The 13180-nt window shown below is 69.8% G+C and carries 11 protein-coding genes; 7 read left to right on the top strand and 4 right to left on the bottom strand.

All coding sequences use genetic code 11. The annotated features are described in order from the left end of the window. Positions 1-117 precede the first annotated feature (117 nt). A complete protein-coding gene (locus AC0VYM_RS26745) occupies positions 118-3183 on the bottom strand; it encodes an AfsR/SARP family transcriptional regulator (protein WP_475456674.1) in 3066 nt (1021 codons plus the stop codon). A 504-nt stretch (positions 3184-3687) separates the two neighbouring features. On the opposite strand from AC0VYM_RS26745, the gene AC0VYM_RS26750 reads away from it, so the two are divergent. Next, positions 3688-4146: a helix-turn-helix domain-containing protein gene (locus tag AC0VYM_RS26750; protein ID WP_475456676.1), complete on the top strand. Its 459-nt coding sequence runs from the start codon at positions 3688-3690 to the stop codon at positions 4144-4146. Positions 4147-4198: 52 nt separating this feature from the next. On the opposite strand, the gene AC0VYM_RS26755 is transcribed toward AC0VYM_RS26750, so the two are convergent. The 3 genes from AC0VYM_RS26755 to AC0VYM_RS26765 all read right to left on the bottom strand — a co-directional run bounded on the left by AC0VYM_RS26755 (position 4199) and on the right by AC0VYM_RS26765 (position 6091). Beyond that, positions 4199-4810 (bottom strand): ATP-dependent Clp protease proteolytic subunit, encoded by a 612-nt coding sequence (locus AC0VYM_RS26755; RefSeq protein WP_475456678.1) that lies wholly within the window; start codon positions 4808-4810, stop codon positions 4199-4201. Continuing rightward, positions 4807-5460: a ClpP family protease gene (locus AC0VYM_RS26760; RefSeq protein ID WP_475456680.1), complete on the bottom strand. Its 654-nt coding sequence runs from the start codon at positions 5458-5460 to the stop codon at positions 4807-4809. The genes AC0VYM_RS26755 and AC0VYM_RS26760 overlap by 4 nt, the downstream gene beginning before the upstream one ends. A gap of 136 nt (positions 5461-5596) precedes the next feature. Then, positions 5597-6091, bottom strand: a complete 495-nt coding sequence (locus tag AC0VYM_RS26765) for a MarR family winged helix-turn-helix transcriptional regulator (RefSeq protein WP_475456682.1) — start codon at positions 6089-6091, stop codon at positions 5597-5599. A gap of 246 nt (positions 6092-6337) precedes the next feature. Between AC0VYM_RS26765 and AC0VYM_RS26770 the strand changes: the two genes are divergently transcribed. From AC0VYM_RS26770 to mnhG, 6 genes are read left to right on the top strand one after another with little or no spacing between them, the layout of a single operon-like run. Continuing rightward, a complete protein-coding gene (locus AC0VYM_RS26770; RefSeq protein ID WP_475463259.1) occupies positions 6338-9295 on the top strand; it encodes a Na+/H+ antiporter subunit A in 2958 nt (985 codons plus the stop codon). Beyond that, positions 9292-10125, top strand: coding sequence for a Na(+)/H(+) antiporter subunit C (locus AC0VYM_RS26775; RefSeq protein ID WP_017542826.1), 834 nt, complete (start codon positions 9292-9294; stop codon positions 10123-10125). Before AC0VYM_RS26770 ends, AC0VYM_RS26775 begins: the two co-directional genes overlap by 4 nt. 2 nt (positions 10126-10127) lie before the next feature. Continuing rightward, on the top strand, positions 10128-11795 hold the full coding sequence (locus AC0VYM_RS26780; RefSeq protein WP_475456684.1) for a Na+/H+ antiporter subunit D: 1668 nt from the start codon (positions 10128-10130) through the stop codon (positions 11793-11795). Further along, a complete protein-coding gene (locus AC0VYM_RS26785) occupies positions 11792-12403 on the top strand; it encodes a Na+/H+ antiporter subunit E (RefSeq protein ID WP_475456686.1) in 612 nt (203 codons plus the stop codon). Before AC0VYM_RS26780 ends, AC0VYM_RS26785 begins: the two co-directional genes overlap by 4 nt. After that, positions 12400-12723, top strand: a complete 324-nt coding sequence (locus AC0VYM_RS26790) for a monovalent cation/H+ antiporter complex subunit F (protein WP_475456688.1) — start codon at positions 12400-12402, stop codon at positions 12721-12723. The genes AC0VYM_RS26785 and AC0VYM_RS26790 overlap by 4 nt, the downstream gene beginning before the upstream one ends. After that, on the top strand, positions 12716-13126 hold the full coding sequence (gene mnhG / locus AC0VYM_RS26795) for a monovalent cation/H(+) antiporter subunit G (protein ID WP_475456690.1): 411 nt from the start codon (positions 12716-12718) through the stop codon (positions 13124-13126). The genes AC0VYM_RS26790 and mnhG overlap by 8 nt, the downstream gene beginning before the upstream one ends. Positions 13127-13180: the final 54 nt, after the last annotated feature.

The raw sequence follows: 13180 nt of genomic DNA on the forward strand, positions 1-13180 counted from the left end.
GATGTTCTGGCCGCAACAAGAGTGACCGCAGTGGACACTGCGGTCACGGACGCCCGTAGATTACCGACGCCAAGCAGAAGATGTGGAGAAATTGAGGGGTAAAGAAGAAATCTTGCTTCAGTGTCCCGGCATCCCGAAGCTGGTGCTTGCTTCCAACTTGAGCATTATGGGAGGTAGATGGCGGGTGCGCAGGGGTTCGAGCAGCTGTATCGCGTGCCTCCAGTTGGTCAGGGCCGCCTCCTCGTCCCCCTCCGTACGGCACAGGTCACCCAGCCGGTTCCAGGCCAGTCCCTCGTCCAGGACCGAGAGGTTCGCCCGTGCCTCCTCCCGGGCCGCCTGGTACCTCATACGCGCCGACGACAGGCGTCCCTGGGCGACGTGAACGTCCCCCAGGACGTTCAGGACCTGGGGGATGAGGCTCGCGATCCCCGAGGTCCGGATCCGGTGGAGCGCGTTGGCCAGGACCTCCTCCGCCTCGCCCACCCGCCCCAGCTCCAGCAGGGCCAGGCCCAGGCCGTTCTCGTTGTTGAGCTCGGCTGGCGTGGCGCCCATCGCCCGGAAACCCTCGCGGGCGGCCAGGAAGTGCTCCAGCGCCTCCTGGTAGCGACACAGGTAGTTGGCGATGGATCCCAGGTTGAGTCGCGCCTGCGTGGCTCCGTAGAGGTCGCCCAGTGCCTGGAAGATCCGCAGCGCCTGTTGGCAGGACTCCAGGGCCCTGCGGTGGTATCCCAGTTCGAAACCGGTCCGGGCGACGCCCATCAGGACGGCGCCCTCCATCCGGCGGTCGCCCAGCGATCGGCAGAGGGGCAGGGCCTCCTCGAAGGAGGCCTCGGCCGCCTCGAAGTCCCCCGTCTCGTTGTGGAGACCGCCCATGTGGGTGAGGACGCGTACCTGCCCGAACCGGTCACCGAGGCGCCGGAACTCGGACAGGGCGAAGCGGTAGTGGTCCATCGCCCCCGGCTCATCGCTCGCACGGGCCCGCAACGTCCCCATCCGGACCCGGGCATGGGCCACCCCGAGGTCGTTCCCCTCCCGGGTCCAGAAGGCGATGGCCGTCTCCAGGCCGTCCGCGGCCTCCGGATCCGCGAGGTTGGCCCGCACACACCCGAGTTCGTAGAGGGCGTGCGCCAGACCGGTCGCCGAGTCGAGTTCACGCCACGCCCCCACCGCGTCCTCAAGGAACCTCTCCGCACGGTCCCAGGGGCCCGCGTTGCCCAGGAGCCCCGCCATCGCCAGAGGGATCCGGGCGGCGTGCTCGACGAACCCGTGGCGTCGCGCGTGGGCCAGAGCGGCCTCGATGGTGGGAAAGACCTCGGTGAACCAGGCGTGGGCCTCCTTCGGTCCCGGGAACCGGGGCAGCGCCGAGCTGAACGGCGGCAGGTCCCACAGCCGGTAGCGACCCGGTTGGACCACCCGGTCGGCGTGGTCCAGGGCGGCCAGGTAGTGGTCGAGGATCCGGCCGTCGATCGCCCGGCGCTCCCCTTCGGACGTCACCATCCGGGACCGCAGCGCGGCGAAGTCCCGCAGTGAGTCGTGCATCCGGAAGCGCCCGGGGGCGACCTCCTCCACGAGGTGGTGGTCCAACAGTTCCTCGATGGCGGACTCCATCTCGTCCCAGTCTCCGACGGCGGCCGCCGCCGCGTAGTCGGAGACCAGGGCCGTGGGGTGCAGTCCGAGGCACAGGAAGGTGCGCTGGGCCCGAGGACTGAGCTCGTCGTAGGACAGGGCGAACACGGTCGACACCCCGCGCATCAGGGTCCTCGTCACGCCCCGAGCGCTGTCCGCGATCTGGTCCGCCAGGTACGCCGGAGTCCACGAGGGATGACTCTGGAGGTATCCCGACCCCACGCGCAGGGCGAGGGGAAGGTTCCACATCTGCCGCACCGCCCGGTCCATGCCCTCGGTCTCCGGGGCGAGGCCGGTGAAGGCCGAGAACATCCGCACCGCCTCCTCCTGGCCGAGCGATTCCAGCCTGATCCGCTGGGCCCCCTCCACGTCCAGCAGGATCTGCCTGCTCGTCACCAGCACGACGCTGTGGGGTGTCCCGGGGATCAGGGGCCCCACCTGCCCTCCCTTGGCGTCGTCCAGGAGCAACAGGACGCGTCGGCCCATCAGCCGCTCGTGCCACAGGGCCAGGCGCGCCTCCGGCTCACGGGGGATGCGCTCACCCGGGACCCCCGTCATCAGCAAGAGGCTGAACAGCGCCTGCTGTGAGGTGACACCGCGCAGTTCGATCTGGAGCCGGACGTCGAACTCGTCCCTGAGCAGATGGGCCACGTGCGCGGCGAGGGAGGTCTTCCCGACCCCGCCCATGCCCGAGATCACCTGCACGACCGTCGAACTCCCCGCCGCCCTGGCGCGCCCCACCAGGAGGTCCGTCTCCTCGCCACGGCCCACGAAGAGCGGGGCGGCCGCACGCAGGGTGTCCCGAACCTCCGGCCGGTCGTTCCGCCGGAACGGTCGCCCGTCTCCGGGGGGCGCGGAGGCGGTGCCCTCCCCGCCCTCGACCAACTGTTGGAAGAGGGCGCTGGTCGCCCGGTTGGGCTCCACGCCCTCCTCACGCCTGCGACGGTCGCGCAGCTCGTTGTACTCGCTGATCGCCTCGGCGGTACGACCCGTGGCCGCCAGTGCCCGCATGCGGAGGTAGACGAACCTCTCCTCGGGGGGATGGTCCTCCAAGCGCGCCAGGACCTCGTCGAACGCTCCGAGTTCGAGCTGGCACTCGGACCACTGGGCGAGGAGCCGTGCCCGGTCGGCCGCCATGCGGTGGCGCGCGCCCTCGGCCCAGGCGCCGTCGAGCCCGGCGAGGGGTTCGCCCCGCCACAGCGCCAGGCCCCGGTCCAGGAGTTCGACGGCCTCGGCGCGACGGCCCTGACGGGTCAACCGCCCCGCCTGCTCGGCCCATCCCCTCGCCCGGTGCCAGTCGACGTTCTCGCGGGCCGTCCGTAACCGGTAGCCGTGGGCCCGTTGGACGATGGTGGCGTCCGCGTCGGCCTCACGCAGGCGGCGGCGCACCCTGCTGACGTGTGAATGCAGGCTTCCTCGCACGGTCTCGGGAGGGTTCCGGCCCCACACGGACTCGATCAGGGTCGATGCGGAGACGATCCGGTCGGCGGATTCCGCCAGGATCGAGAGGATCAGGCTCTCCTTGGGGGTTCCGGTTTCCACTGGTCGGTTCGCCACCAGTATCCGCGGACTCTGGGCCAGAAGCTGTATGTCCAACCTGTCACCACCCAACTCCCTACCATAGTGCCATCCGCAATTATGGATTTCCAGGATTATGGATTCGGACATCTACAACAGGAGCCACCTGACCAGCAGAAACACACAGGAGACCAGGAGTGGGAACAGTGGCGTAGGCATCGCTTCGCCAGAGCGATACCATTCTCGGAGAGACTGCACAGGAAAGAGGAAAAGGCGAAATCACATTCCTTCGCACGTGCATCAGAACGGCCTGCCCAAGCCCATCGGGACCAAGGGCCCTCTCTGGCACGGGGAACCCGGTCACCTCGGAATTCGGCCGGAGGAGCCGCACCGGGAACCGGAGCCCGGGACCCCCGTCTCCCGGGGCGGAGTCCGCTTCGCCGGGGTTCTGCCGTCCGCAGAAGGCCACCGCGACCCCTCCCGCTCCGGCGCTCGCGCGGCGTAGGCTCGCAGGGTCGGGACACGGCAACACGGGAGGCACCGATGTCCGAAGGCGTCCTGCGCGCGCTGGACGAGGCCCGCGAGGGCGACCGCTCCCGGGCGCGTCCCGCGGAGCCCCTGATGCGCGACCTCATCGGTGACCTGCTGCGCCGTACCCGGGTGGAGCAGGGCCGCACCCTGCGCGAGGTGGCCGAGGACGCCCAGGTCTCCCTGCCCTACCTGTCGGAGGTCGAACGCGGCCGCAAGGAGGCCTCCTCCGAGGTCCTCGCCGCGATCTACCGCTCACTGGGCCTGAGCATCATCGACGTCCTCGGTGAGCTCCACCGGCGCACCCTCCTCGCCCGGTACGGGGCCGTCACCCAGCCCGCGTCGCCCCGCGTCGTCGACAGCATCGGCACGGGTTCGGGCATGGTCGTCCGGAACCGGTCGACGCTCGGGGGCATGCGCGTCCAGACGCCCGCGCCGGGCCGCCGGACCGGCGTGGTGTCGCTCGCGGCCTGACCACCGCGTCCGAGCCGCGAACGGCCCCGGGCGCACCCGGGGCCGCGCTCACTCAGGCAGCGACCTGCGCCAGGTCGCGGGTGGTGATGACCTCGTCCACCAGGCCGTACTCCCGGGCCTGCCACGCGGTGAAGATCTTGTCCCGGTCGGTGTCGGCCCGCAGCCGCTCCTGGGTCTGGCCGGTGTGCCGCGACAGGATCTCCTCCACCTGGGACCGGACCCGCAGGATCTCGGCGGCCTGGATCTCCAGGTCGGCGGCCTCGCCCCGACCCTCCGTGGACGGCTGGTGCAGCAGGACCCGGGCGTGCTCCAGCGCCGCCCGTTTGCCCGGGGCCCCGGCGGCGAGCAGCACGGCCGCGGCGGAGGCGGCCTGTCCCATGCAGACCGTGGCCACGTCCGCGCGGACGAAGCTCATCGTGTCGTAGACGGCCGTCAGCGCGGTGTTCGAGCCGCCCGGTGAGTTGATGTACAGCTGGATGTCCAGGTCAGGGCTCTCGTAGTCCAGGTGGAGCATCTGCGCCATGACCACGTTGGCCACGTCGTCGTCGAGCGGCGTGCCCAGGAAGACGATGCGCTCGGACAGCAGCCTGCTGAACACGTCGAACGAACGCTCTCCGTTGGGGGTCCGCTCGACGACCATCGGTACCGTGTAGCGCCCGCTCATCGGGTGGCCCCCCGCGCTCCGAAGCCGGTCGAGCCCCGACCCAGGCGCATCACGCCCTCCATCTGGTCGATCGACTCCACCACGTGGTCGACGAACCCGTAGTCGCGCGCCTCCTCGGCGGTGAACCAGGCGTCCCGGTGCTGGTCGGCGGTGATGGTCTCCTCGCTCTGACCGCTGTGCCGCGCGATCAGCTCGATCATCGTCCGCTTGGTGTGCGCGAGGTTCTCCGCCTGGATGGCGATGTCCGCCGCCGTGCCGCCCAGACCGCCGGACGGCTGGTGCATCATGATCCGCGCGTGCGGCAGGCTGTACCGCTTGCCGGAGGCGCCGGTGCAGGCGAGGAACTGGCCCATGCTCGCGGCGAACCCCATGACGAGGGTGGACACGTCGTTGGGGACGAAGTTCATCGTGTCGTAGATGGCGAGCCCGGCGGAGACCACACCCCCGGGGCTGTTGATCGCCAGGGTGATGTCCCGGTGCGGGTCCTCGTCCGCGAGCAGGAGCAGCTGGGCGCAGACACGGTTGGCGCTCTCCTCGTCGACCTGCGTTCCCAGGAGAACGACGCGGTTGCCCAGCAGCCGCGCCGCGAGCTGGTCGTCGAAGCTCCCGGTCGGCGCGTGCTCCGCGACGAGTTGTTGGTGGATCGGCATGGGCCCTCCTCGGTCCGGCGTCCGGGGAACGGACACTCGTCCGTTCCCGCCGGTCCTCCCAGCCTGGGCCGGGGAGGGCTCTGACCTCCACACTTTCGGCCCGGGGCAGATCTGCCACGGGCAGAGCGGGGGCGACTCAGGTGTCGTCTATGGCCTCACGCAGGTCACGCAGGACGTCGAGGACCATCGGGCGCAGGGAGGGCCTTATCGCGTCGAAGACCTGGCGCTGTTTGCGCTCCATGTACTTGCGCCGTTCGGCCAGCACCCGTTCGCCCTCCTCGGTGATGGCCACCACGGTGCTGCGTTCGTCACGCTCCGAACGGCGCCGGACCATCATTCCCTTGCGTTCGAGCTGTTGGATCATCCGGGTGGCCGACGGGGACGACACGCCGACGATGTGAGCAACAGCACCGACACTCGGGTTGTCCATGCCGCGCACCGCTTCCATCAGCAACGACTGTGTCAGGGTGAGTTCTTCGGCACCCCGATGCCCGTGTCCGCCCCGCGAGCGGGCATGGAGCGCGGCGTTGATCAGTTCGGTCCACACACGCTGGAACTCCTCGAGTTCGGCGGCGTTGGGCTCGAGTGATTCCTGCTGATCAGAACAGGGCTCGGGGGTCTCGTCGGGCACGAAACGGTCCTCGCAGGCTGGGCAGTGACGCGGGTCCTCGACCCGCGCGGAGGTTTGACGTTTGTGTAGTCTAGCTATTAAATAGCTAGCGCACGCAAGTTCAAGTTAATCCATGCCCCCTCAAAACGGTAACGACACCCCGTCCACCGATCCGGTTGTGGCGGAGTTGTCTGCTGCGGGGGTGTGGACGTCCGCCCGAACACCCGGGTGGGCCCGGACCGGTCCGGGAGGGGCGCATTGACAACAGTGCTGGTCGCGCATTTCATCACAGCTGCGGTCGCACCGTTACTGGTGCGCCTCTGGGGCCGTAACGGCTTCTACGCGCTCGCGATCGTCCCGGGTCTGGCCACCGTGTGGGCCCTCTTCCAGCTCCCCGCCGTGCTCAACGGCGAGAGCCTCTCCGAGTCCGTCGCGTGGGCACCCCAGTTCTCGCTCCGGCTCGGCCTCCACATGGACGCCCTCGGCCTGGTCATGACGCTCATCGCCGCGGGCGTGGGCACGCTGATCCTGATCTACTGCGCGCGTTACTTCAACGACTCCGAGCCCGGTCTCGGGCGCTTCGCCGGTGTGTTCGTCGCCTTCGCCGGGGCCATGCTCGGCCTCGTGCTGGCCGACGACCTCATCCAGCTCTTCATCTACTGGGAGCTGACCACGGTCTTCTCCTACCTCCTCGTCGGCCACAACGCCGAGATGAAGGAGAGCCGCCGGGCGGCGATGACGGCCCTGACCGTCACCACCTTCGGCGGTCTGGCGATGCTCGTCGGCATGATCATGCTCGGCGAGACGGCCGGGACCTACGTGATCTCCGAGATCGTCGCGGACCCGCCCCCCGCGGACACCGTGGTCACCTCGGCCCTGGTGCTGATCATGATCGGCGCCATGTCCAAGTCGGCGCTGTTCCCCTTCAGCCTGTGGCTGCCCGCCGCCATGCAGGCGCCCACGCCGGTCTCCGGCTACCTGCACGCCGCGGCGATGGTCAAGGCCGGCGTCTACCTGGTCGCCCGCCTCACCCCGGCCTTCGGCGACGTCGCCGTCTGGCAGGGCATGGCCCTGTTCTTCGGCGTGGCCACCATGGTCTTCGGCGGCTGGAAGGCGCTGCGCCAGTACGACCTCAAGCTCGTCCTGGCCTACGGCACCATCAGCCAGCTCGGCTTCCTCATCGCCCTGCTGGGCACGGGAACCCGCGCCGCGGCCCTCGCCGGTATCGCGATGCTGGTCGCGCACTCGCTGTTCAAGGCCCCGCTGTTCCTCGTGGTCGGCATCATCGACCACAGCACCGGCACACGGGACCTGCGCGAACTGTCCGGCCTGCGCCGCTCCATGCCCACCACCTACTGGGTCTCGGTCGTGGCCCTGGCCTCCATGGCCGGTCTGCCTCCCACCGCGGGCTTCGTGGCCAAGGAACTGGCCTTCGGCGCCTACACCCACGGCGGCACCCTGGACACCGTGGTCCTGACCGGGCTCGTCCTGGGCTCGACCCTCACGGTCGCCTACAGCCTCCGCTTCCTGTGGGGCTCCTTCTTCGACAAGGAGGGCGTCCAGCCCACCCCGGTCCACGCCCCTGGCGCGCTCTTCCTCGCCCCGGCCGTGGTCCTGGCTGCGCTGAGCCTGTTCGGCGGCCTCCTCTCCTACTGGACCGACCCCCTCTTCGCGGTCTACGCCGACACGGTCCCGCAGGGGGAGCACGAGACCTACCAGACCTACCTGGCCCTGTGGCACGGCTGGGAGCTTCCGCTCCTGATGTCCGCCATCTGCGTGGTCGGCGGTCTGGTCCTCTTCTCCTTCCGTAACCGGGTGGTGTGGCTGGGCACCCGTCTGGCCTTCGTCAACCCCGAGCGCAACTACCGGCGGATGCTCGCCGGGCTGGAGAACCTGGCCCTCCAGGTCACCGGCAGCACCCAGCGCGGTTCGCTCCCGGTCTACCTCGGCACCATCCTGATCGTCCTGGTCGTGGCGGCCGGGATCCCGATGATCACCGGCAGGATCTGGGACGGCCCCCAGCCGGAGCTCCGGCTCTGGGACACCCCGGTCCAGATCATCCCGGCCCTGATCATCGTCATCACCTGCCTGCTCATCCTGTTCGTGCGGCGCCGCCTGTTCGCGGTGATCCTTGTGGGGATCGGCGGGTACGGCGTGGCCGCGCTGTACTTCCTCCAGGGCGCGCCGGACATCGCGCTCACCCAGTTCCTGGTCGAGACCGTCAGCCTGGTGGTCTTCGTCCTGGTGCTGCGCCGCTTCCCGTCCCACTTCTCGGCACCGGCCCTCAAGGGCCGCCGGATCTGGAACATGATCATCGGTCTGGCGACGGGCCTCATGGTGGCCACCATGACCTGGTTCGCGCTGGCCGGACGGCTGGAGCCCTCGATCTCCGAGGGCTACCCCGCCGCGGCGAAGGAGGCGGGCGGCTACAACATCATCTCGGTGCTGCTGGTGGACGTCCGTGCCTGGGACACCATGGGTGAGATCTCGGTGCTCGCCGCCGCGGCCGCCGGTGTCGCCAGCCTGATGTTCGTCCGGCGCCGGGCCCAGCCCCGCAAGGCCCCGGGCGGCGTGATGGCCCTGTCCGTCACCCAGCCCCCCGAGCCCACCAACGGGCACGGGCGCGTGGACCTGGGCGACCTCCGGGTCGCACCGCAGAACATGCACGTGAAGCCGCAGTGGAACCGCACCTGGCTGCCGGGCGCCGACAGCCTGCCGACCGAACGCCGGTCACTGATCTTCGAGGTGGTCTCGCGCTTCCTCTTCCCGGTGATCATGATCATCTCGCTGTACCTGATGCTCACCGGCCACACCGACATCGGCGGCGGTTTCGCCGGCGGCATCGTGGCGGGCCTGGCGTTCATCGTCCGCTACCTCGCGGGCGGAAGGTTCGAGCTGTACGCCACCGCGTGGGTGCAGCCGGGCGCCCTGATCGGCGCCGGGCTGGCCCTCGCCACCGGTGTGGCGATCGGCGGCGCGATCTTCGGCGGCGACGTGCTCGCCGGGAACGACTGGTACGTCAACCTCGGCATCCTGGGCAGCCCGCACATCACGGTCTCGCTGTTCTTCGACATCGGCGTGTACCTGCTGGTGATCGGCCTGATCCTGGACATCCTGCGCAGCCTCGGAGCCCGTATCGACGAACAGATCGAACGGGACGCCGCACACGCCGAGGAGGGTTCCGCGCCCGGAGCCGCCGCCCGTGCAGAGGAGGTCACCTCGTGAGCGAGTCACCCAGTCTGACCCTCGTCATCGTCATCGGCGTCCTCGTCGCGGTCGGTGTCGTGCTCCTGCTGGAGCGCAGCCTCACCCGTGTGCTGCTGGGCTTCATCGTGATGAGCAACGGCGTCAACCTGATGATCCTGGCCATGGCCGGGCAGGCCGGCGGCCCGCCGGTCCTGTGGTTCACGCCGACCAACGACGAGATGACCGATCCGCTGCCCCAGGCGATGATCCTGACCGCGATCGTCATCACCCTCGGCATCACGGCGTTCCTGCTGGCGCTGGCCTACCGGAGCTGGCAGCTGGAGGGCAACGACGAGGTCCAGGACGACGCCGAGGACCTCCGGATCGTGCAGGGCGAGGGCCGCCGCGCCGTGCGGCAGCGCTTCCTCCAGGAGCGCCGACGGCTGCGGGCGGACATCCGCCGCCAGCGCGCCGAACTCCAGGCGACCATCGCCGCGGCCGACGCCCAGGAGCTGGCCGAACAGGCCCGCATCAAGGCAGAGATCGCGGCGGCCCAGGCCGAGCTGGCCCGGTTCGAGGTCGAGGCCGAGGACGGCCAGGGCGACGAACGCTCCGAGGAGACCGTGCGCCGCCTGACCGACCGTCAGCAGAGCATGGTCAACCAGGTCACGGAGCTGCGCGGTCGTATCCGGCTGGGCCGCAAGCGCCTGCGTGAGCACCGGCGCGCCGACCGCGCCGCCGAACGCGAGCTGTGGCGTGAACTGCGCCGCCGCATCCGTTCGCAGCGGCGCCAGGCCAGCCAGACCATGCGCGCCGAGCGGGAACGCCTGGCTCGCGCGGAGGACAGCGATCTGCAAGGGAACGACTGACCATGGGATGGGACTACTTCGCCGGAATCCTCCACTACCTCATTCCCCTGCCGGTGGTACTGCCGCTCTTCGCGGCCGGGGTCAAGCTGGCCCTCGGTATCCGCTGGCCCCGGGTCCAGCAGTGGCTGAGCGTCATCACCCTGGCGCTGGTGCTGGCGATCGGCGCCGCGCTGATGGTGGGCGCCGACATGTTCGGCCCGCAGGCCGTCCAGGTGGGCGGCTGGGAGACGCCGATCGGCATCACGCTGGTGGCCGACCGGCTGTCCGCGCTGATGGTGACGGTGTCGGCGGCGATCACGCTCGCCGTCCTCGTCTACTCCATCGGCCAGGGGATGGCGGGCAAGGCCGAGGTGGCACCGCTGTCGGTGTACCAGCCGACCTACCTGATCCTGGTGGCCGGTGTCTCCAACGCCTTCCTCGCCGGTGACCTCTTCAACCTGTACGTCGGCTTCGAGATCCTGCTGACCGCCAGCTACGTGCTCCTGACCCTCGGCGGCACGCAGTCGCGGATGCGGGCGGGCGCCATCTACGTGGTGGTCTCGCTGGTCTCCTCGGTGCTGTTCCTCATCGCCATCGCGCTGATCTTCGGCGCGACCGGCACGGTGAACATGGCCCAGCTGGGCGAGCGCATCCCGGAGATCTCCACGGAACTGGCCCTGGTCCTGGAGGTCATCCTCGTGATGGCCTTCGGCATCAAGGCGGCGGTGTTCCCGCTGGCGGCCTGGCTGCCCGACTCCTACCCGACCGCGCCAGCACCGGTCACGGCCGTGTTCGCGGGCCTGCTGACCAAGGTCGGCGTGTACGCGATCATCCGGGCGGAGACCCTGATGTTCCACGGCACACAGCTCAACGAGATGCTCATGTGGGTGGCGCTGGCCACGATGATCATGGGCATCCTGGGCGCCGTGGCGCAGACGGACATCAAGCGTCTGCTCTCGTTCACCCTGATCAGCCACATCGGGTACATGGTGTTCGGTGTGGCGTTGGGCAGCGAGCTCGGTATGGCGGGCGCGGTGTTCTACATCGCGCACCACATCACCGTGCAGACCACGCTGTTCCTGGTGACGGGGCTGATCGAGCGCAGGGGCGGGTCCACCTCCCTGGACCACCTCGGCGGCCTGGCCAAGATCGCGCCGATGCTCGCCATCCTCTTCTTCATCCCGGCGATGAACCTGGGCGGCATCCCGCCGCTGTCCGGTTTCCTCGGCAAGATCGGCCTCATCCAGGCCGGTGTGGAGTCGGGCACCCCGCTGGCCTACACGCTGGTCGGCGCGTCGGTCCTGACGAGCCTGCTCACCCTGTACGTCATCGCCCGGGTCTGGAACTACGCGTTCTGGCGGACCCCGGCCGAGGGCATGGTGGCCGAGCCCGGCACCGTGCTGGACGACTCCGAGGCCGACGACACCTCGACGGCGGCGCTCGGCCCGTCCGGCGAGGCGGTCGGCCCGTCGTCCCGGCTCGGTGACACCACCACCGCGACCGCCCCCGTGGTGACCTCGGTGGTCCTGCCCAAGAGCATGGTCGGCGCCACCATCGCGCTGGTCGCGTTCGGGCTGGCCATGACCGTGTTCGCCGGTCCGCTCATCGCCTACTCCTCCGAGGCCGCGGTCGAGCTGATCGCGCAGACGCCCTACATCGAGGCGGTCCTCGGAGCCGGAGGTTCACAGTGAACGATCTGAAGACCAGGAAGAAGCAGGGCGCCCGGGCGATCCGGCACCGCCTGGGAAAGGTGCAGGTCCCGGTCGCCCTCGGGATGACCGTGGTCTGGATGCTGCTCTTCGACGGCTTCCAGCTCCGCACGGAGTCGTTGGGGATCGCGCTCCTCGGCTTCGTGGTGTCCGTGGCGGTCATGCTCGTCTTCCCGCTGCCGCCGATCGTGCCGGGGTTCCGGTTCTGGCCGGTGCAGGGCGTGCGGATGTTCTTCTACGTCCTGGGGAAGATGGTCGTCGCCAGCTTCCAGGTGACGACCCAGGTGTTCCGCCCGGGCCCGCCGGTGCGGAGCTCGGTGGTGTCCGTGCGCCTGCGCACCGACTCCGACCTGATGCTGGTGTGCACCTCCATCACCGTGTCGGTGATCCCCGGCAGTGTGATCGTCGAGGTCGCGCAGCCGGAGCACGTCCTGTACGTGCACGTGCTGGGCGCGGAGAGCGAGGCCGAGGCGGAGAAGGCCAAGGCGGACATCCTCGACCTGGAGGAGCGCATCGTGCGGGCGCTCGGCACCCGGGAGAACATCGCCGATCTGGAGGCCGCCCTGGCCGCCGGGAAGGGGAACACGTGAGCGCGCTGTGGGTCATCGTCGCCGTCCTGCTCGGGGTGGCCGCGCTGCTGTGCACCGCCCGGCTCCTGCTGGGGCCGAGCATCCTCGACCGGGCGCTGTCCGTGGACGTCCTGCTGGCCTCGGCCCTGACCGGGCTGGGCGCCTACGCGGCGTTCTTCCGGGACCCCACGATCCTGCCGATCCTGCTGGTGCTGTCGCTGCTGGGCTTCGTCGGGTCGATCAGCATCTCCAAGTTCGTGGCCCGGCGCCCCGAGGAGCACGTCCGCCCGGAGGACACCATCCACCCGGGCACCAAGGGGGAAGGGGAGAACGGTGAGTGACCAGCTCGTCAACGTCCTGGACTGGATCGCGATCCTGTGCATCCTGGCCGGGGCCATGCTGTCCCTGGTCGCGGCCGTGGGTCTGATCCGGTTCCCCGACCTGCTCTCCCGCATGCACGCCGCCGCCAAGCCGCAGGTCCTGGGCCTGCTGCTGGTGCTGGTGGGGATCGCCCTGCGCCTGGTCCCGCAGGAGGAGACCGGTACCTTCAGCGTCGGCACGCTCATCCTGGTGGGCCTCTTCCAGGTGGTCACCGTCCCGGTCGCCGGTCACATCGCCGCCCGCGTGGGGTACCGCACCGGCCGCATCCGCGAGGACCTCGTGGTCACCGACGAACTGGCCGACCGCCTGGACGCCAAGCGCCGGGCCGAGGAGGCGCGGATGAGCGGCGGAAGCACCTCGTAGCGGGGAGACGAGAGCGCGGCCGGGGCCGGGGGAACGGTGTTCCTCCGGCCCCGG

The sequence above is a fragment of the Nocardiopsis sp. iso_237 genome, assembly GCF_056173345.1.